The organism is Stenotrophomonas sp. RS-48, assembly GCF_030053245.1.
In the GTDB taxonomy this organism is placed as follows: domain Bacteria; phylum Pseudomonadota; class Gammaproteobacteria; order Xanthomonadales; family Xanthomonadaceae; genus Stenotrophomonas; species Stenotrophomonas maltophilia_P.
In genome coordinates this window covers 1-17,987 of sequence record NZ_JASGBV010000099.1, presented here as the reverse complement: position 1 = coordinate 17,987, position 17,987 = coordinate 1, and the positions used below count along the sequence as shown (strand labels likewise).

Annotated in this window: 18 protein-coding genes and 1 pseudogene; 7 read left to right on the top strand and 12 right to left on the bottom strand. The window is 67.5% G+C overall.

Features of this window, described 5'->3' with window-relative positions:
• The 5 genes from QMZ25_RS16810 to QMZ25_RS16790 all read right to left on the bottom strand — a co-directional run.
• On the bottom strand, window positions 1-990 hold a 990-nt coding region (locus QMZ25_RS16810; protein ID WP_283219983.1), incomplete at its 3' end, for an aminotransferase class V-fold PLP-dependent enzyme.
• Window positions 987-2,249 (bottom strand): Fe-S cluster assembly protein SufD, encoded by a 1,263-nt coding sequence (gene sufD / locus QMZ25_RS16805; RefSeq protein ID WP_065182414.1) that lies wholly within the window; start codon window positions 2,247-2,249, stop codon window positions 987-989. The genes sufD and QMZ25_RS16810, both read right to left, overlap by 4 nt.
• Window positions 2,249-3,013 carry a Fe-S cluster assembly ATPase SufC gene (gene sufC / locus QMZ25_RS16800; protein ID WP_053516654.1) on the bottom strand — a complete coding sequence of 255 codons (765 nt, stop codon included), beginning with the start codon at window positions 3,011-3,013 and terminating at the stop codon, window positions 2,249-2,251. The genes sufD and sufC overlap by 1 nt, the downstream gene beginning before the upstream one ends.
• 65 nt (window positions 3,014-3,078) lie before the next feature.
• The gene (gene sufB, locus QMZ25_RS16795) at window positions 3,079-4,554 is read right to left on the bottom strand and encodes a Fe-S cluster assembly protein SufB (protein ID WP_065182413.1); all 1,476 of its coding nucleotides are present in this window, start codon (window positions 4,552-4,554) and stop codon (window positions 3,079-3,081) included.
• 17 nt (window positions 4,555-4,571) lie between these two features.
• Complete coding sequence (locus QMZ25_RS16790) at window positions 4,572-5,027, bottom strand: SUF system Fe-S cluster assembly regulator (protein WP_053516656.1); 456 nt, start codon at window positions 5,025-5,027, stop codon at window positions 4,572-4,574.
• A gap of 214 nt (window positions 5,028-5,241) precedes the next feature.
• Here QMZ25_RS16790 and QMZ25_RS16785 point away from each other — a divergent pair, with 214 nt between their 5' ends.
• Together QMZ25_RS16785 and QMZ25_RS16780 are read left to right on the top strand one after the other, a co-directional pair.
• A complete protein-coding gene (locus QMZ25_RS16785; protein WP_283219982.1) occupies window positions 5,242-5,709 on the top strand; it encodes an SET domain-containing protein-lysine N-methyltransferase in 468 nt (155 codons plus the stop codon).
• Window positions 5,710-5,841: 132 nt separating this feature from the next.
• Window positions 5,842-6,384, top strand: coding sequence for a type 1 glutamine amidotransferase domain-containing protein (locus QMZ25_RS16780; protein WP_111186009.1), 543 nt, complete (start codon window positions 5,842-5,844; stop codon window positions 6,382-6,384).
• A gap of 65 nt (window positions 6,385-6,449) precedes the next feature.
• On the opposite strand, the gene QMZ25_RS16775 is transcribed toward QMZ25_RS16780, so the two are convergent.
• From QMZ25_RS16775 to QMZ25_RS16760, 4 genes are all read right to left on the bottom strand, one after another.
• Complete coding sequence (locus QMZ25_RS16775; RefSeq protein WP_065174554.1) at window positions 6,450-7,046, bottom strand: DUF1439 domain-containing protein; 597 nt, start codon at window positions 7,044-7,046, stop codon at window positions 6,450-6,452.
• Window positions 7,047-7,123: 77 nt separating this feature from the next.
• Window positions 7,124-7,663, bottom strand: a complete 540-nt coding sequence (locus tag QMZ25_RS16770) for a hypothetical protein (RefSeq protein WP_283219981.1) — start codon at window positions 7,661-7,663, stop codon at window positions 7,124-7,126.
• Between the two features lie 55 nt (window positions 7,664-7,718).
• Window positions 7,719-8,027, bottom strand: coding sequence for a DUF3861 family protein (locus QMZ25_RS16765; protein ID WP_053516660.1), 309 nt, complete (start codon window positions 8,025-8,027; stop codon window positions 7,719-7,721).
• A 298-nt stretch (window positions 8,028-8,325) separates the two neighbouring features.
• Window positions 8,326-8,724, bottom strand: a complete 399-nt coding sequence (locus tag QMZ25_RS16760) for an HU family DNA-binding protein (RefSeq protein ID WP_053516661.1) — start codon at window positions 8,722-8,724, stop codon at window positions 8,326-8,328.
• 371 nt (window positions 8,725-9,095) lie between these two features.
• On the opposite strand from QMZ25_RS16760, the gene QMZ25_RS16755 reads away from it, so the two are divergent.
• Window positions 9,096-9,527 carry an OsmC family protein gene (locus QMZ25_RS16755; protein ID WP_053516662.1) on the top strand — a complete coding sequence of 144 codons (432 nt, stop codon included), beginning with the start codon at window positions 9,096-9,098 and terminating at the stop codon, window positions 9,525-9,527.
• Window positions 9,528-9,573: 46 nt separating this feature from the next.
• Here the strand turns inward: QMZ25_RS16755 and QMZ25_RS16750 are convergent, their stop codons facing one another.
• Together QMZ25_RS16750 and QMZ25_RS16745 are read right to left on the bottom strand one after the other, a co-directional pair.
• The gene (locus QMZ25_RS16750; RefSeq protein ID WP_065182410.1) at window positions 9,574-10,452 is read right to left on the bottom strand and encodes a PhzF family phenazine biosynthesis protein; all 879 of its coding nucleotides are present in this window, start codon (window positions 10,450-10,452) and stop codon (window positions 9,574-9,576) included.
• Between the two features lie 124 nt (window positions 10,453-10,576).
• Complete coding sequence (locus QMZ25_RS16745; RefSeq protein WP_283219980.1) at window positions 10,577-11,449, bottom strand: PhzF family phenazine biosynthesis protein; 873 nt, start codon at window positions 11,447-11,449, stop codon at window positions 10,577-10,579.
• Window positions 11,450-11,523: 74 nt separating this feature from the next.
• Between QMZ25_RS16745 and QMZ25_RS16740 the strand changes: the two genes are divergently transcribed.
• From QMZ25_RS16740 to murD, 3 genes are all read left to right on the top strand, one after another.
• Entirely contained in the window at window positions 11,524-14,118 is a 2,595-nt protein-coding gene (locus QMZ25_RS16740) for a bifunctional aspartate kinase/diaminopimelate decarboxylase (RefSeq protein WP_053516666.1), read from the top strand.
• 76 nt (window positions 14,119-14,194) lie between these two features.
• Window positions 14,195-15,547 carry a UDP-N-acetyl-alpha-D-muramoyl-L-alanyl-L-glutamate epimerase gene (murL, locus tag QMZ25_RS16735; protein WP_283219979.1) on the top strand — a complete coding sequence of 451 codons (1,353 nt, stop codon included), beginning with the start codon at window positions 14,195-14,197 and terminating at the stop codon, window positions 15,545-15,547.
• Window positions 15,528-16,937: a UDP-N-acetylmuramoyl-L-alanine--D-glutamate ligase gene (gene murD / locus QMZ25_RS16730; RefSeq protein ID WP_111186012.1), complete on the top strand. Its 1,410-nt coding sequence runs from the start codon at window positions 15,528-15,530 to the stop codon at window positions 16,935-16,937. The genes murL and murD overlap by 20 nt, the downstream gene beginning before the upstream one ends.
• Before the next feature lie 95 nt (window positions 16,938-17,032).
• On the opposite strand, the gene QMZ25_RS16725 is transcribed toward murD, so the two are convergent.
• Window positions 17,033-17,623, bottom strand: a complete 591-nt coding sequence (locus QMZ25_RS16725; protein ID WP_283219978.1) for an SMI1/KNR4 family protein — start codon at window positions 17,621-17,623, stop codon at window positions 17,033-17,035.
• Between the two features lie 127 nt (window positions 17,624-17,750).
• Here QMZ25_RS16725 and QMZ25_RS16720 point away from each other — a divergent pair.
• A pseudogene (locus QMZ25_RS16720) lies at window positions 17,751-17,987 on the top strand (dienelactone hydrolase family protein); the annotation flags it as partial.

Sequence of the window (17,987 nt, the reverse complement as noted above, 5' to 3'; positions counted from 1 at the left end):
GCGGCGCAGCTCTTCGGTGAAGTGGGCGAGCAGCTCGGCTTCCCGCGCCTCCACGTGCTCCTGGCCGATGTCCTGCAGGTAGTCGGCGGCCACGCCCAGCCCGATGAAGCCGGCGATGTTCGGGGTGCCGGCCTCGAACTTGTGCGGGGCATCGTTGAACACGGTGCCCTCGAAGCTGACTTCCTTGATCATCTCGCCACCGCCGAGGAACGGCGGCATCGCGTCCAGATGCTCGCGGCGTGCCCACAGGGCGCCGGTGCCGGTCGGTCCGCACATCTTGTGGCCGGTGATGGCATAGAAGTCGCAGCCGATCGCGGCGACGTCGACCTTGCGGTGTGGCGCGGCCTGCGAACCGTCCACCACGGTGATGATGCCGCGCTTGCGCGCCTCACGGCAGATCTCGCGCACCGGGTTGACCGTGCCGAGCACATTGGACACGTGGGTGACCGCCAGCAGCTTGACCTCGGGGGTCATGGCCGCACGCAGCGCATCAAGGTCGAGCGCGCCATCCGGGGTGATCTCGGCCACGCGGATGGTGGCGCCGGTACGCTGCGCGACCAGCTGCCACGGCACGATGTTGGCGTGGTGCTCCATGCGCGAGACCAGGATTACATCACCGGACTTCAATCGCGGCAGCGCCCACGAGTATGCCACCAGGTTGATGGCGAAGGTGGTGCCGCTGCACAGCACCAGATCGCTGGGGCGCACGTTGAGGAAGCGCGCCAGTTTGTTGCGCGCACCTTCGTAGGCATCGGTGGCTTCACTGCCCAGGGCATGCACCGCGCGGCTGACGTTGGCGTTGTAGCGGCGATAGAACTCATCCACCGCGCCGATCACCTGCACCGGTTTCTGGCCGGTGTTGGCGTTGTCGAAATAGACCAGCGGCTTGCCATGCACTTCACGCATCAGCAGCGGGAAGTCGAGACGCACGCGATCCCAGTCGGGGGCGCTGGCGCGTTCTTCGATCGGGCGCGGGGTGGAGAGATTCATGCCACACCCGCCTCGGCCAGGGCCTTGTCCAGGCGGCGTGCCAGCTGCTCGCGCAGCGCGTCCGGCAGTACCTTCAGCGGCTCATGGCAGAACGCGGCACTCAGCAGCGCCTGCGCCTGTGCCTGCGGCAGGCCACGCGAGCGCAGGTAGAACAGCGCGTTCGCATCGAGCTGGCCGACGGTCGCACCGTGTGCGGCTTTCACTTCGTCGGCATCGATCACCAGCACCGGCTGGGTGTCGATCTCGGCGTCGGCCGACAGCAGCAGGTTCTTGTTGGACAGGTTCGCGTCGGTGCCGTCGGCGCCTTCGCGGATCTGGATGCCACCATGGAACACCACGCGGCTGCGGTTGGCGGCCACGCCGCGCCACAGCAGCTCGCTACGGGTATCGCGGGCGATGTGGTCGATGCCCAGGCGGGTATCGACGTGGCGGCGGCCATTGCCGAGCAGCACGCCATTGGCGGTCAGCTGCGCGTTGTCGCCTTCCAGCCGTACGTTCAGTTCATGGCGGCTGAGCGCGGCGCCCAGTTCCAGGTCTACGCGGTGATACTGCGCGTCACGGGCCAGCACCGCGTCGGTGCGCAGGATGCTGGTCTGGCGTGCACTGCCGGCCTGCACGCGCGCATGCTTGAGCACGGCATCGCGCGCAACGTGGACGTGCAGCACGGTGTTGTCCAGGTGGGCGGAGTCACCGACGCTGAAGCGGTGTTCGACCACGCCCAGGCTGGCGCCGGCACGCAGTTCGATCAGGTGGCGGTGGTGCCAGGCCAGATCGGTGTCACCGGCGACGCTGGCGAACACCAGCTGCAGCGGTGCCTCGACCTGCACGCCGTCGTCCACGCGCAGCACCGCGCCTTCATCGGCCAGGGCGGCATTCAGGCGGGCGAACACTTCGTCGCTGCGCTCGTAGCGGCGGCCGAGGAAACGCGCGGCATCCTCACCGGCGGCCAGCGCCGAGGACAGCGGTTCCAGCTGCACGCCGGCCGGCAGGCCGTGGGTGTCGCTCAGTGCGTCGCTGAGGCGGCCGTTGACGAACACCAGGCGCGGCGCGGGGATGTCTTCCAGCACGGCCACATCCAGCACCGGCGGCGACAGCGGCGCGGCGGCGAAGGCACGGCGCTCCAGCTGGCGCAGCGAGGTGTACTTCCAGGCTTCGTTGCGGGCGGCCGGCAGGCCATCACGCAGGGCCGCATCCAGCACTTCGCGGCGCGCATCGCTGCCGCAGAAGGCCTGGGCCATGGAATCAAGCAGGGCGCTCATCAGACCGCCGCCTCGGGCACGACCCGGTCCTTCAGGAAGTCATAGCCGTGCGCTTCCAGTTCCAGCGCCAGTTCCGGGCCACCGCTCTTGACGATGCGGCCGTCGGCCAGCACGTGCACCACGTCCGGCTTGATGTAGTCCAGCAGGCGCTGGTAGTGGGTGATGACCAGGAACGAACGGTCGGCGGCGCGCAGCGCATTGACGCCGTCGGCCACGCTCTTCAGCGCATCGATGTCCAGGCCCGAATCGGTTTCGTCGAGGATCGCCAGCTTCGGTTCCAGCACGGCCAGCTGGAAGATCTCGTTGCGCTTCTTCTCGCCACCGGAGAAGCCTTCGTTGACGCCACGGTGCAGCAGTTCGTCCTTCAGGTGCAGCACGGCCAGCTTCTGCCGTACCAGCTTGAGGAACTGCATGGAATCGAGTTCGTCCTCACCGCGTGCCTTGCGCTGTGCGTTCAGTGCCGCGCGCAGGAAGTAGGTGTTGTTCACGCCGGGGATTTCCACCGGATACTGGAACGCCAGGAACAGGCCTGCAGCGGCGCGCGCTTCCGGGTCCTGGTCGAGCAGATCGACCCCGTCGAACCGGACGCTGCCCTCGGTCACTTCATAGCCGTCGCGGCCCGCCAGGACGTTGCCCAGGGTGGACTTGCCGGCGCCGTTCGGGCCCATGATGGCGTGCACCTGGCCGGGCTGGACGTCCAGCGAAAGGCCCTTGAGGATTTCCTTGTCGCCGATGCGGGCGTGGAGGTTTTCGATCTTCAGCATGGTGGGGATTTCCGTGAGGCGGGCCGCAGCCCGCCGATAAAAAGAATGCGTTGCGAGGGCAGGGCTCAGCCCACCGAACCTTCCAGCGAGACTTCCAGCAGCTTCTTGGCTTCCACTGCGAATTCCATCGGCAGCTCGCGGAACACCTGCTTGCAGAAGCCGTCGACGATCATCGACACCGCGTCTTCCTGGCTGATGCCACGGGCGCGGCAGTAGAACAGCTGGTCGTCGGAAATCTTGGAGGTGGTGGCCTCGTGCTCGACGGTGGCGCCCGGGTTCTTCACCTCGATGTAGGGGAAGGTGTGGGCGCCGCACTGCTTGCCGATCAGCAGCGAATCGCACTGGGTGTAGTTGCGTGCGCCCTCGGCATTGCGGTCGACCTTGACCAGGCCGCGGTAGGTGTTCTGGCCACGACCGGCGCTGATGCCCTTGCTGACGATCTTGCTCTTGGTGCGCTTGCCGACGTGGATCATCTTGGTGCCGGTGTCGGCCTGCTGGCGATGGTGGGTCAGCGCGACGGAGTGGAATTCGCCGACCGAGTCATCGCCCAGCAGCACGCAGGAGGGATACTTCCAGGTGATCGCCGAGCCGGTCTCGACCTGGGTCCAGGTGACCTTGCTGCGTGCACCGCGGCACTCGGCGCGCTTGGTGACGAAGTTGTAGATGCCACCGACGCCGTTCTCGTCGCCCGGATACCAGTTCTGCACCGTGGAGTACTTGATCTCCGCATCTTCCAGCGCCACCAGCTCGACCACTGCGGCGTGCAGCTGGTTCTCGTCGCGCATCGGCGCGGTGCAGCCTTCCAGGTAGGACACGTAGGCCTTGTCCTCGCACACGATCAGGGTGCGCTCGAACTGGCCGGTGTGGCCGGCGTTGATGCGGAAGTAGGTGCTCAGCTCCATCGGGCAGCGCACGCCCCTGGGAATGAACACGAAGCTGCCATCGGAGAACACCGCCGAGTTGAGCGCGGCGAAGTAGTTGTCACCGACCGGCACCACGGTGCCCAGGTACTGGCGCACCAGTTCCGGATGTTCCTTGATGGCTTCGGACATCGAACAGAAGATGATGCCCTTCTCGGCCAGTTCCTTGCGGAACGTGGTACCGACCGAGACCGAGTCGAACACCGCGTCCACCGCCACGCCGGCCAGCTTGGCGCGCTCGTGCAGCGGCACGCCCAGCTTGTCGTAGGTATCGAGCAGTTCCTTGGGCACGTCATCCAGCGAGGCGTACTTCGGGCCCTTCGGTGCCGAGTAATAGCTGAGCGCCTGCAGGTCGATCGGGGCGATCTGCAGCTTGGCCCAGTTCGGCATCGGCATCGTCAGGAAGTGGCGATAGGCGTCCAGGCGCCACTGCGTCATCCACTCCGGCTCGTCCTTCTTGGCGGATAGCGCACGGATGGTGTCCTCGTCCAGGCCCGGGGGCAGCGAGTCCGATTCGATGTCCGTGACGAAGCCGGCCGAGTACTTGCGGCCGAGCTGCTCATGGATCTCGCGGTTGGGGGTGTCGTCGTGGGCGACGGTTTCGATGGTTTCGGTGGCCATGGGGGGCTGCCTACGGATCAGGAGACGACGTCGACAGCGATGGTGCGGCGCTGTTCGTCATCGACAAGGGGAAGAGGGGGCAGGATCTGCGCCAGGCTGACATCGCGCAGGGCCTCGGAGACCACGTCGTTGATCAGCCGCCAGCTGCTGCGCGCGCCGCACTTGGGCGCCATGCCGCACTGGTGGTGGTCGTGGCTGCACTCGGTCAGGGCCAGCGGCCCTTCCATTGCTTCCACCACTTCGAACAGCGAGACCTCCACGGCGGGCCGGGTCAGCCGATAGCCGCCGCGGACGCCGCGCAGGCCCTCGACCAGGCCGGCCTGTGCCAGCGGCTTGAGGACCTTGCTGACGGTGGGCGGCTCCAGGCCGGTGAATTCGGCCAGCTCGGTGGCGCTGAGCACTTCGCCCGGACGGGCGGCGAGCACGGTCAGCACGACGGTGGCGTAATCGGTGAGTTTGGTGACGCGCAACATGGGGGATGCGAGCGGTTCTTAAAGCGGACTGAAATTGTACGCTTTTCTTCGCCGGCATCCAACCCGGGCATTCAGCCGGCGCTGGGAGACCCTGGCCGGGGCCGTTCACCCGCAGTCACGATCGGGGCGACATGCTGGAGCATCGGGACGATTTTCGCAATTGCCCGGAATGGGCGAGAATCCGGGTTCCTTTCGCTGCAAACAGCCCGTGCCGATGCCGAAGAAGATCCAAGCCCGCAAGTCCGCCATCCATGGCAACGGTGTGTTCGCCGTGGCCCCGATCAAGCAGGGCGAGCGCGTGATCCAGTACAAGGGCCTGCTGCGCAGCCATGGCGACGTCGATGCCGATGACAGCGGTGACGTCGAAAGCGGCCACACCTTCCTGTTCACCCTCAACGACGACTGGGTGATCGATGCCAATTACAAGGGCAACGATGCGCGCTGGATCAACCACAGCTGCGACCCCAACTGCGAGGCGGTGATCGAGGAAAATGCGGACGGCGACAGCCGTGGTGACAAGGTGTTCATCGAAGCGCTGCGCGATATCGCCGCCGGTGAGGAGCTGACCTACAACTACGGCATCGTCCTGGCCGAGCGCCATACGGCCAAGCTGAAGAAGATCTGGGAGTGCCGCTGCGGTTCCCCCAAGTGCACCGGCACCATGCTGCAGCCCAAGCGCTGACCGGCACCGGGTACGGCCGGCCGATCGCCGGCCGCATCGCGGACATGCACCTGCCATCGACACGCGGGTCACTCCGCTTCAATGCACGTTGCCGCACGCTGGGTACTCATCCTCACCAACGGGAGTGCACCCATGGCCCAGCGCCTCAAAGGCAGGCAGATCGCCATCCTGGCCACCCACGGCTTCGAGCAGTCCGAACTGATTGAACCCAAGCGCCTGCTTGAAGCGGAAGGCGCCCGGGTCAGCGTGATATCGCCGGCTAAGGAAGCCACCATCAAAGGCTGGAAAGAGAAGGACTGGGGCGAGGCGGTGGCGGTGGACATCCCCCTGAGCGAAGCCGACGCGGCAGGGTTCGATGCGCTGGTGTTGCCCGGTGGCGTGATCAATCCGGACACGCTTCGCACGGATCAGGCCGCCGTGGACTTCATCCGCGACGTGGCGGCGGCCGGCAAGCCGGTCGCGGCGATCTGCCACGGCCCCTGGCTGTTGATCAACAGTGATCTGGCCAACGGCCGCGAGGTCACCTCGTGGCCGTCACTGCAGCAGGATCTGCTCAACGCCGGTGCGCGCTGGCAGGATGCCGAAGTGGTGGTGGACGGCAATCTGATCACCAGCCGCAAGCCCGACGACATTCCCGCTTTCAGCGAGGCCGTCGTCCGCGCGCTGGCTGCCTGACGATCTGCCGCTGTGTCACACCCGTGCCCGGCCGCTGGAGGCCGGGCATGGTGCTGCAGCTCGGCTCAGTTGCCGAGCAGGCCCGCAGGTACCAGGTTGCCGAGGTTCTGGTTGAAGGTGACGACCAGCTTGCCGTTCTTCACCTGTGCCGATTGCACCTGCAGCGCACCGAGCATGCCGGCCACGGCCGGATCAAGCTTGTAGATCGGTTCACGCTGCGCATAGTCGCTCAGCCAGGCATTGAGCAGCCCGCGGGTACGTGAATCGAGGCGGCCGCCCTGATTGGCCGGGGTGAAATCGTCCACGCTCGGCTGCTGCAGGTGGAAGCCCTGGGTCTGGGCGTCATAACGCAGGCCGCTGCTGAGCTTGACCGTACCGAGCTTGGCCGGACTGCCGCCGGCGGTCGCAAGCGCCACGTCCATGCCCAGGTTCAGGCGTTCGCCTGCGGGAAGGCTCAGTTGCGGATGGCTCATCGTCAGCGCGATCAGGCCGCCAAGTGCATCCTGTGTACGCGGGAAACTGCCGTCCAGGTACTGCTGCACGTCGCTGGCGCCAACCGAGAGTTCGCGGCCGGAAATCGAAGGTGCGGCCTGCGCGCCGATCGCAGCGGCGATCAGGACGGTGGCGGCGGCGAGGCGGGTCATCAGGGGACGCAGGCGCATGGCGGTGACCGGAAAGGGCGGGGTGGCTACAGAGTAGCTTTGCAGGCTGAATCGAGCGTGCATGCCGTTGCAGCGGTTCAGTCCAAAGAGGGCCGCAGCTGCGCCGACTGGATCTGCCAGGCACTGCCGTCGGCGTTGGGCTGCACGCGATACCAGCCACCAAAGCGGAAGGTGCCGTCGGCGGTCACGGCGCGGACCTGCACCGGAACTTCCAGCAGCTGCGGCGGAAGCTTGCCGTCGACGGCGACCGGCGTCTGGCTGCGCAGGCGCAGGGCGCGCACGTTGTCCAGCTGGCGCAGCGCGGCGTCATCCGCCCGCCGCGGGTCGGCGGGGGGGAAGGTCCAGGCAGCGTCGCTCGCGGCGTGGTCGCGATTGAGCAGGTCGGTCATGTAGCGGCTGAGCATGTCCCCGGGCGGCTCCGCGTCGTCGGCCACTGCGGCCAGCAACGGGAGGACGGTGGTTGGCCGCAGCGGTGCACCCTCATCGTCCGCAGCCGTCGGTTGCCGGTGTGCATCATCCGGTCTGGTGGCGACCGGGGCGGTGATATCCACTGCGGGGGGCGGCCGGGAACAGCCCAGCACGACCAGCGGCATCAGCAACAGCAGGGTCCTGCGCATGGTGCCTCCTCCCCGAGGCGACCTGGAGGACGGCAGTGTATCGACTATGGGGTCTTCAGCGGGAAGATGGCAGCTGATCCAGCGCATCCAGCGCCGGCAGGACCTGGGCGGCGAGTGCGGCCAGTGCATGACCGTCGGTGTCGGCATGACGCTGCACGATGTCGCGCAGCAACTGGGTGGCGACCACCAGCGTGGCGCGCTCGTCGCCACTGAGTCCTGCGGTGCGCGGTGCCGCTTCGAGCAGTCGCATCAGGTCGCGACTGGCGCGATGTTCCAGTTCGATGGTGCAGCGCCCGGTGCACTGCAACCCGTCCTTTTCGATCGGAGTCACCGAGATCCGGTAGCGGGTGGAGGGGCTGGCCATGAGAGGTGCTCGCCGTTGCTGTGGGGGAATGTGCCCACCATAGGCAAGGCCGCCGCCGGCGGCGACGGCCGGCGCTGCACGCAGTGTTCCACCCGGTTGGACGAAGTGCGGGGGAAGCGTGGCCGCAGCCTTTGGTGGCGGGCCTGGGAGGCCGTTTGCGCTGCTGGGGCAACGCTGTGTTGCGATGCCCGGCGCCGTGCCCGGAAGATGGTCGCTGCCTGCGCGGAACCGCCGGGGGCGCCAAAAAAAACGGGACGGCCTGGGCCGTCCCGTCATGCATCCGCCGAATGGCGCGCGCTTACAGCGCGGCGTCCTTCAGCTTCTTGAGCGGACGAACCTTCAGCTTGGTGGTGGCCGGCTTGGCGGCGAACCACTGCTCTTCCTTGGTGAACGGGTTGATGCCCTTGCGCTTCGGCTTGGCCGGCACATTGACGGTGGTGATCTTCAGCAGGCCCGGCAGGGTGAAGGAGCCAGCGCCCTTCTTGTGCACCGAAGAGGCGACAGCGCCTTCCAGCGAGGCCAGCACAGCGCGCACGTCCTTGGCGACAACGCCGGAGGCTTCAGCGATGTGTGCAACCAGGCCGGACTTGGTCAGCACTTCCTTGATCGGCTTCGGAGCGGCCGGCTTGGCGGCAGCCTTCGTCGCGACTTTCTTCACTGCCTTCTTCGGGGCAGCCTTCTTAGCGGTCTTTGCCATGGTTTCCTGTTCCGTGAACGGTTGGTTGTTTGGTCGGCGCCGAACCCCGTCGGCAAGCGCAATGTAGGGCAACTCTCGGGCGCCGCCAATAGCCCGGAGCGCGGAAAGTGCATGTTTTTTCATATCCAGGCCGATTCAGTACATGGCCGGCGGTAGGGGGCAGGGGCACCCGGAGGGGCAGGAAAGCGCCGGCCCTTTCGCCGGGTGGAAGTGCGAAACCGCTGAAAACAAGGGAAAAACGGCATGGCGCGGAGCTGGCGCGAAGCAACCGGAGCACGCGTGCCGGGCACGCTGCAATGCGGCAGAGCGACGCAGGCATAACGTGCGCCATGCGAGGGTGACCGTTCATCACCGCCACACAGGAGCAGCAAATGGGAATCTCGCGACACGCCACCGCGCACTGGGAAGGCGATCTGAAGTCCGGCAAGGGACAGTTGAGCACGCCGCAGAGTGGCCTGCTGGACAAGACCCGCTATGGGTTCAACAGCCGTTTCGGCGAGGAGAAGGGCACCAATCCGGAAGAGCTGATCGCCGCCGCGCACGCCGGCTGCTTCACCATGGCGCTGTCGGCCAAGCTCGGCGAGGCCGGTTTCACTCCGACGTCGCTGGATACCGAGGCGAAGGTGGATCTGTCGATGGAAGGCGGCCCACAGCTTTCGCAGATCCGGCTGAAAGTGAAGGCCGTGGTGCCCGGGATCGATGCGACGCAGTTCCGTGCCATCGCCGACGATGCCAAGCAGAACTGCCCGGTGTCCAAGGCACTGAGCGCGGTGCCCATCAGCCTGGAGGCCGAGCTGGGCTGAGGTCGGTAGCGCCGGGCCATGCCCGGCGTCCCAGGGCAACCACCCATCACCAATCAAGGGTGCCGGCGATCACCGTCTGCACCTGACCGCCGGACCAGACCTCGCCGGCCTCGTCCACGCGCAGGGTCAGGCGTGCGTCATGCCCGACCTCCCGGCCCTGGCTGACGTCGAATGCCTCGCGGCCCCGCGGCAGAGCGCCGCGCAGGTCCAGCCATGCCGCGAGCACGGCGTTGGCGGCGCCGGAGGCGGCATCCTCGAAGCGGCGCCCGTTGCCGACGAACGCGCGCACGGCCAGATCGAAGCCTTCGTTGCCGTCGGCGAATGCATAGGCGAACACGCCCATGCTGTCGGTGGATTCGGCCAGCGCGGCCACCGCGTCCCAGTCCGGGCGCAGCGCGCGCAGGGCCGATTCATCGGCAACCTGGACCACCCACCAGCTGCGCCCGCCCTGCATGCGTGCTGGCGGCAACCGACCCAGTGGCCAGCCCTTCAGGGCCGCCTGCAGGCGCGGATCGTCCGCCTGCGCGGTTTCGGCCAGCTGCGCGCGCGGGGTGCGGATGGCAATGCGCTGTTGCGCGCCTTCGCCGCTGACCCGCAGCGGCAGCGCGCCGGCAATCCCGTCCTGCACCAGCAGGCCATCCACCGCCTCCGCCAGGCCCGCCTGCAGCACGGCATGCGCGGTGCCTACGCTGGGGTGGCCGGCAAACGGGACTTCCTTCTGCGGACTGAACATGCGCAGGCGGTAGCTGGTTCCCGCCGTCTGCGGCGGGAACACGAAGGTCGTCTCGGGCAACCGCGTCCAGCGGGCGATGGCCTGCATGGTGTCGTCGTCGAGTCCGTCGGCATCCAGCACCACGGCCAGCGGATTGCCGGCACCGGCGCGCGGGGAGAACACATCCAGTTGCAGGAAACGGCGTGCGGACATCAGTGACAACTCCAGGAAACGATGGGACGGTGGCGCGGGGCCATGCTCCGCGAGCGCGCAGCGCGGCGAGTCGCCGGGCCTGGCCCGGCGCTACCGGCAAGGCGGCATAGGGTAGCGCGGGGGGCTACCAGTGAATCTGCCCATCGATCACCTGCTGCACCTGGCCGCCGATCCACACCGTGCCCTGCGCATCGACCTGGACCTGGACCTCACCATCGCGGCCCACTTCGCGGCCCTGGCTGGCCACGTAGCCGGCGTCCGTGCCCGGCAGCGCGCTGCGTTGCCGCAGCCAGGCGCCAATCAGCGCATTGGCACTGCCGGTCACCGGATCTTCGGGAACGTTCACCGCATCGCCGGGGCAGAAAGCGCGCACCACGAGCGCGTGCGCGGCAGCCTGTTCGGGGGCGAACACGGCCACGCCGGTGGCGCCGGTGGCATTGGTCCAGTCGCGCACGGCGGCCATGTCCGGCGCCAGGGAGCGAACGCTGGCGGCATCACGCAGGGGCAGCAGCCACCATCGTGGACCGTTGTCCCACAACTGGGCCACATGGCCCTCGGCGGCCTGGGCCAGCAGCGCTTCCGGCACCGCCCCGGGAGCGGTATCCAGGTGCCGTGCTGCGGGGCTGGCGAGCTGGATCGTCGGTGCGGCAGCCGGGCCGGACACGCGCACCGGCAACAGCCCGGCGGCGCACTGCTGAACCAGGGCACCGTCGCGCGGCACGGCCAGGCCGCTGGTCACCGCTGCCCAGGCGGCACCGACACTGGGGTGGCCGGCGAACGGCAGCTCGCTGCCCGGGGTGAAAATGCGTACGTGGTAGTCGGCACCGGCCGCGGTGGGGCGGACGAAGAACACTGTCTCGGACAGGTTCAGCCAGGCGGCCAGCGCCTGCATGCGGTCGCTGGAAAGCCCGTCCGCGTCAAATACGACACCCAGTGGGTTGCCCGTGCCGGGACGGGGAGCAAAGACATCGAGCTGCAGGTAACGATAGGCGGTCATGGCGGGGATATTGGGCTTAGAATCGAAGGTTCCGCCCCCAGGGGCGGCTTCCCCACAATACACATAGCCAATCCATGTCAGCTTCCCCCCTTGTCGATCGTTGGATCGTACTGAAGTTCGGCGGCACCTCGGTGTCGCGTCGCCATCGCTGGGACACGATCGGGAAGCTGGCGAAAAAACGCGCGGAAGAAACCGGCTCGCGCGTGCTGGTGGTGGTTTCGGCGCTGTCCGGGGTGACCAATGAGCTGACCGCGATCGCCGACGGTGCGGCGGACAGCCGTGATCGCGTCGCCGCGCTGGTCGAACGCCACGAGGCATTCCTGGTCGAGCTGGGCCTAGGCCGCGAAGTGCTGGCCGAGCGTCTGGCCGCCCTGCAGGGCCTGCTGGACGATCCGCGCGCGGCCACCCGGCCGCTGGACTGGCAGGCCGACGTGCTGGGCCAGGGTGAACTGCTGTCCTCGACCGTGGGCGCTGCATACCTGCGCGCGTCCGGGCTGGACATGGGCTGGATGGATGCCCGGCACTGGCTGGATGCACTGCCGCCGCAGCCGAACCAGAGCGACTGGTCGCAACGCCTGTCGGTGAACTGCCAGTGGCGCTCGGACGCGGACTGGGCGCAGCGCTTCCGTGCGCAGCCGACCCGCCTTCTGATCACCCAGGGCTTCATTTCGCGGCACGCGGACGGTGGCACTGCCATCCTCGGCCGTGGCGGTTCGGACACCTCGGCGGCGTACTTCGGTGCGCTGCTCGGTGCCAGCCGGGTGGAAATCTGGACCGACGTGCCGGGCATGTTCAGCGCCAATCCCAAGGATGTGCCGGACGCGCGCCTGTTGACCCGCCTGGATTACTACGAGGCGCAGGAAATCGCCACCACGGGTGCCAAGGTGCTGCATCCGCGCTCGATCAAGCCGTGCCGCGATGCCGGTGTACCGATGGCGATCCTCGACACCGAGCGCCCCGAGCTTCCGGGTACCAGCATCGACGGCAATGCCGCGCCGGTACCGGGCGTGAAGGCAATCAGTCGTCGCAACGGCATCGTGCTGGTGTCGATGGAAGGCATCGGCATGTGGCAACAGGTCGGCTTCCTGGCCGATGTGTTCGCCCTGTTCAAGAAGCACGGCCTGTCGGTGGACCTGATCGGTTCGGCCGAAACCAATGTCACCGTGTCTCTGGATCCGTCGGAGAACCTGGTCAACACCGATGTGCTGGCCGCGCTGTCGGCCGACCTGTCGCAGGTGTGCAAGGTCAAGGTGATCGTGCCCTGTGCGGCAATCACCCTGGTCGGGCTGGGCATGCGCTCGCTGCTGCACAAGCTGTCGGATGTGTGGGCCACGTTCGGCCGTGAGCGCGTGCACATGATCTCGCAGTCGTCCAACGACCTGAACCTGACCTTCGTCATCGATGAGGCCGATGCCGATGGCCTGCTGCCGATCCTGCATGCGGAACTGATCGACAGCGGCGCCATGCCGGTGGAGGAAACCGAGGTGTTCGGCCCGCGCTGGCGCGAGATCGCCGGCACGGTTCGCCCGCGCGGCACGCCCTGGTGGCGCGGCCAGCGGGCACACCTGCTGCAGCTCGCCGACGCGGGCACCCCGCGCTACGTCTATCACCTGCCGACCGTGCGGGCGCGTGCCCGCGCGCTGGCTGCGATCAAGCCGATCGACCAGCGTTACTACGCGATCAAGGCCAACAGCCACCCGGCCATCCTGCAGTTGCTGGAGTCGGAGGGTTTCGGCCTGGAGTGCGTTTCGCATGGCGAGCTGAAGCATGTGTTCCAGCACCTGCCGGAACTTTCGCCCAGGCGTGTGCTGTTCACCCCCAGCTTCTGCCCGCGCAGTGAGTACGAGGCCGCGTTCGCACTGGGCGTGACCGTCACCGTCGACAACGTCGAAGCCCTGCAGCGCTGGCCGGACCTGTTCCGCAACCGCGAGCTGTGGTTGCGCGTGGACCTGGGGCGCGGCGAAGGCCACCACGCCAAGGTCCGCACCGGCGGCAAGGAGTCCAAGTTCGGCCTGCCGATCGCCCGCGTCGATGAGTTCGTCCGTGCCGCCACCGAACTGGGCAGCCGGGTGGTCGGCCTGCACGCCCACCTGGGCAGCGGCGTGGAAACCCCGCAGCATTGGCGCCTGATGTGCGATGAGCTGGCAGGCTTCGCCCGCCGCATCGGCAGCGTGCAGACGATCGACATCGGCGGTGGCCTGCCGATTCCGTACAGCGACGAGGACGAGCCCTTCGATCTGGACGCGTGGGCTGCCGGCCTGGCCGAGGTCAAGGCGCTGCACCCCGCATTCCGCCTGGCCATCGAGCCGGGGCGCTACCTGGTGGCCGAGTCCGGCGTGCTGCTGACCCATGCCACCCAGGTGGTGGAGAAGGACGGCGTGCGCCGCGTCGGCCTGGATGCCGGCATGAATACGCTGATGCGTCCGGCCCTGTACGACGCCTGGCACGACATCGAGAACCTCAGCCGCCAGGGCGGGTACGCCGAGGCGGCATTCGATGTCGTCGGCCCGATCTGCGAGTCCAGCGATGTGTTCGGCAAGCGGCGCAAGCTGCCGGTGTCCACCGCGCCGGACGACGTGATGCTGATTGCTGACGCTGGCGCCTATGGCTACGTGATGTCCAACACCTACAACCAGCGGGCGCTGCCGCGCGAGGATGTGATCGAGTGATCGCCCTGCGCGCGCTGCACCCGCCCACCGACACGCCCCGCGCCACCGCGCGGGTCCGTGCCTGACCGGATACACCATGACTGCTTTCGACAAACACCAGGTCTCCCGTTTCCGCTTCGTCCGCTGCGAATTTGCTGCGGACAGCGGCGTGGCACGGCTGGCCTATGCCTTCGATGATGGCCCCGAGATGGTGGAAACCATCACCGTTCCTGGCGCCCCGTTCGTCCTCGACCCGGCGCGCGCCGCTGCCGTGCAGCGAGCGCTGCAGCTGCTGCACCTGATCGCCGGCGTCAGCTACTACAAGGCCGGCGTGCCGGAGATCGTCAGCATCGACAGCTACGCCATCGATGCCGATACCGCTGCGCTGGTGGAAGCGATCTACCTCAACGGCCTGGGCGAGTTCGCCTACCGCAACGGCCTCAACCTGCGCGGCCGCTTCCGCCTGCCGGTGCAGGGCGAGCCGGTGCAGGCACCGGAGGTGGGCCTGCAGCCGCATGCGCTGGTCGCCATCGGTGGCGGCAAGGATTCGCTGGTCAGCATCGAAGCGCTGCGACGGGCGGGTGTGGACGAGACGGTCACCTGGATCGGCGGTTCGCAGCTGAGCCGTGCCTGCGCCGAACGCACCGGCCTGCCGACGCTGAACCTGGGCCGCGCGCTGGCGCCGGAGCTGTTCGAGCTCAACCGCCAAGGGGCGTGGAACGGCCATATCCCGGTGACCGCGGTGAACTCGGCGATCATGGTGCTGGCAGCCCTGCTGCAGGGCGTGGACCAGGTGGTGTTCTCCAACGAACGCTCGGCCAGCTACGGCAGCCAGATTCCGGGCACCGGCGAGGTGAACCACCAGTGGTCCAAGGGCTGGGCGTTCGAGCAGGCCTTCGGCAGCCATGTGCAGGCGCACGTGGCCGCAGACCTGCAGTACTACTCGCTGCTGCGACCGATGTCGGAACTGGCGGTGGCCCGCCAGTTTGCCAAGAGCGACTTCTACGACGCGCATTTCTCCAGCTGCAACCGCAACTTCCATATCCTCGGCGAGCGCCCCGTGAACCGCTGGTGCGGCGTCTGCCCGAAGTGCCATTTCGTGTTTCTGGCGCTGGCGCCGTTCATGCCCAAGACCCGCCTCGTGCGCATCTTCGGTCGCAATCTGCTGGACGATGTCGAGCAGGCCGGTGGCTTCGACGCGCTGCTGGAGTTCCAGGATCACAAGCCGTTCGAGTGCGTGGGCGAAGGTCGTGAATCGCGTGCAGCAATGGCGACCCTGGCGCAGCGACCGGAGTGGAAGGAAGATGCGCTGGTGAAGCGCTTCTGCAACGAGATCCAGCCGCAGCTCGACGCGGCCGAACTGGAGCTGGCGCCGATGCTGCAGCTGCAGGGCGAGCACCGCATTCCGGCTGCGCTGTGGGAACGGGTGCGTGAAGATTTCTCAGCTTGAAGGAAAGCGCGTCGCGCTGTGGGGCTGGGGGCGTGAGGGCCGTGCCGCATTCGCGGTGCTGCGTGCACGCCTGCCGACGTTGCCGCTGAGCCTGTTCTGTCCGGCCGCCGAAGCCGATGCGGCGCGCGCGGAAACGCAGGGGTCACTGGAGGTGCGTGGCGAGCCTTCGGCCGAGGCGCTGGCCGCGTTCGACGTGGTGATCAAGTCACCCGGCATCAGTCCCTACCAGCCGATCGCGGTGGCCGCGGCGGCACGGGGCACGCGTTTCATCGGGGGCACCGCGCTCTGGTTCGCCGAGCATGCCGCTGACGACGGCATCGTCCATGACACCGTGTGCGTGACCGGTACCAAGGGCAAAAGCACCACCAGCGCGCTGGTCGCGCACCTGCTGCGTGCGGCCGGTCATCGCACCGGCCTGGTCGGTAACATCGGCCTGCCGCTGCTGGAAGTGCTGGACCCGCAGCCGGCGCCTGAGTATTGGGCGGTGGAACTGTCCAGCTACCAGACCGGCGAAGTGGCGCGCAGTGGCGCGCGACCGCAGGTGGCGGTGGTGCTGAACCTGTTCCCCGAACATCTGGACTGGCATGGCAGCGAACAGCGCTATATCGAGGACAAGCTGCAGCTGGTCACCGATGCCGCTCCGTGCATCGCCGTGCTCAATGCCGCCGATCCGCATCTGGCGGAACTGACGCTGCCGCACAGCCAGGTGGTCTGGTTCAACCAGCCGCAGGGTTGGCACATGCGTGGCGACATCGTGCATCGTGGCGAACAGGCGGTGTTCGATACACGCAATACGCCGCTGCCGGGCCGCCACAACCGCGGCAACCTGTGTGCGGTGCTGGCCGCGCTGGAAGCGCTGGGCCTGGACGCGGCGGCGCTGGCGCCGGCCGTGCAGGATTTCCGTCCGCTGCCCAACCGGCTGCAGCGCATCGGCGTGGCCGATGGGCTGACCTACATCAACGATTCGATCAGCACCACGCCGCACGCCAGTCTGGCGGCGCTGGAGTGCTTCAGCGGCCAGCGCATCGCGCTGCTGGTGGGCGGGCATGACCGCGGCCTGGACTGGACCGATTTCATGCAGCACATGGCGCACGATGTGCCGCCGGTGGAGATCGTGACCATGGGCAGCAACGGCCCGCGCATCCACGCGATGCTGCAGCCGCTGGCCGATGCAGGTCGATTCGGGCTGCATGCGGCCGTCGACCTGCCGGAGGCCATGGCGCTGGCACGCGCTGCGCTGGGCCAGCAGGGCGGGGTGGTGCTGTTGTCGCCGGGCGCACCAAGTTTTGGGGCCTACCGCGATTACGTTGCGCGCGGACGTCACTTCGCCGAGCTGGCCGGATTCGATCCGGACAGCATCAGCGCGATTCCGGGCCTGGGCATCGCCTGAGGGGGGGGCGGATCCCTTTCCGCAGGAAAGGGCTCTGACCCCGGCGGGATCCCGGCCGGCAACCCACCGGCAAATTCATCCACGCAGGCGTGGATCTACGCTTCCTCGATGAACGCGTAGTCGCCGTCAATCAACTGCTGCAGATACGCATCGAAGCCGGGCGCGATGACCGCATAGCTGTCCGGATCATGCAGGTAGCGCACCACCTGGCCGACGGAGCCACCCGGTGCCGGGTCGAAATCCAGGTACAGCATCGAGGTGCCGCCGTTGTTCATGCAGTGCGAGAAGCACAGGCGGCGGCTCATCGGTACGTCGGCATCGATGCCGTCGCCGAGAATCTCCGGTTCGTCGTCCAGCCATTCTTCGTAGATCGAGCGGATGCTGTCGTCCCAGTGCCGCTGATCCTCGAAGATCTGTGCGACCGAGCGCAGGTAGTAGGGGTATCCGCCGCCTTCCACGTCCGAGCCGAGCATCAGCACGCAGACCTCGCCCTCGGGATACCGGCGGAAATGCGTGCCATCCACGCGCGACAGCAGCGCAACCAGACTGTCAGGTACCTGCGGCCACTGCGCACGCAGGCGTTGCAGGTCTCCGGCGCTGGCGCCCTGGACATGCGCCCATTGCGCAGCATCGTCGGCGGGCAGGCGCGGCATCAGGCCGGACAGGAATTGATCGACAAGGCTCATTCGCAAACAGGGGCTGGGCGGAATCAGGGCGTATCCAACCACACCTGCGTCACGCCGCCAATGCAGAATGCGGACGGGAGGGGGACATCAGGCGACCCCTCTGTTTCCTTTTCTCTGGAGCAGGCGCATGAATGCATGGCGTTGGGGTGTGGCGATGGTCCTGGGTTTGGCGGCGCTGCCGGCGTGGGCGGCGATGAAGACCCAGCCGGTGGAGTGGACGCACCAGGGCACGACCTTCAGCGGGGTGCTGGTCTATGACGACGGGGACAGTGACAAGCGCCCCGGACTGGTGATGGTGCCGAACTGGAAGGGTGTGAACGAATCGGCGGTCGAGAAGGCCAAGCAGCTGGCCGGCGATGATTAC

What these genes read in the sequence shown, in the direction of transcription:
- sufD (WP_065182414.1), bottom strand. Translation starts at nt 2,249, where the DNA reads ATGAGCGCCCTGCTTGATTCCATGGCCCAGGCCTTCTGCGGCAGCGAT.
- QMZ25_RS16765 (WP_053516660.1), bottom strand. Translation starts at nt 8,027, where the DNA reads ATGGCCAGCCCCTCCACCCGCTACCGGATCTCGGTGACTCCGATCGAA.
- QMZ25_RS16785 (WP_283219982.1), top strand. Translation starts at nt 5,242, where the DNA reads ATGCCGAAGAAGATCCAAGCCCGCAAGTCCGCCATCCATGGCAACGGT.
- QMZ25_RS16725 (WP_283219978.1), bottom strand. Translation starts at nt 17,623, where the DNA reads ATGAGCCTTGTCGATCAATTCCTGTCCGGCCTGATGCCGCGCCTGCCC.
- QMZ25_RS16770 (WP_283219981.1), bottom strand. Translation starts at nt 7,663, where the DNA reads ATGCGCAGGACCCTGCTGTTGCTGATGCCGCTGGTCGTGCTGGGCTGT.
- sufB (WP_065182413.1), bottom strand. Translation starts at nt 4,554, where the DNA reads ATGGCCACCGAAACCATCGAAACCGTCGCCCACGACGACACCCCCAAC.
- QMZ25_RS16755 (WP_053516662.1), top strand. Translation starts at nt 9,096, where the DNA reads ATGGGAATCTCGCGACACGCCACCGCGCACTGGGAAGGCGATCTGAAG.
- QMZ25_RS16750 (WP_065182410.1), bottom strand. Translation starts at nt 10,452, where the DNA reads ATGTCCGCACGCCGTTTCCTGCAACTGGATGTGTTCTCCCCGCGCGCC.
- murL (WP_283219979.1), top strand. Translation starts at nt 14,195, where the DNA reads ATGACTGCTTTCGACAAACACCAGGTCTCCCGTTTCCGCTTCGTCCGC.
- QMZ25_RS16740 (WP_053516666.1), top strand. Translation starts at nt 11,524, where the DNA reads ATGTCAGCTTCCCCCCTTGTCGATCGTTGGATCGTACTGAAGTTCGGC.
- QMZ25_RS16775 (WP_065174554.1), bottom strand. Translation starts at nt 7,046, where the DNA reads ATGCGCCTGCGTCCCCTGATGACCCGCCTCGCCGCCGCCACCGTCCTG.
- QMZ25_RS16760 (WP_053516661.1), bottom strand. Translation starts at nt 8,724, where the DNA reads ATGGCAAAGACCGCTAAGAAGGCTGCCCCGAAGAAGGCAGTGAAGAAA.
- QMZ25_RS16745 (WP_283219980.1), bottom strand. Translation starts at nt 11,449, where the DNA reads ATGACCGCCTATCGTTACCTGCAGCTCGATGTCTTTGCTCCCCGTCCC.
- QMZ25_RS16790 (WP_053516656.1), bottom strand. Translation starts at nt 5,027, where the DNA reads ATGTTGCGCGTCACCAAACTCACCGATTACGCCACCGTCGTGCTGACC.
- QMZ25_RS16780 (WP_111186009.1), top strand. Translation starts at nt 5,842, where the DNA reads ATGGCCCAGCGCCTCAAAGGCAGGCAGATCGCCATCCTGGCCACCCAC.
- sufC (WP_053516654.1), bottom strand. Translation starts at nt 3,013, where the DNA reads ATGCTGAAGATCGAAAACCTCCACGCCCGCATCGGCGACAAGGAAATC.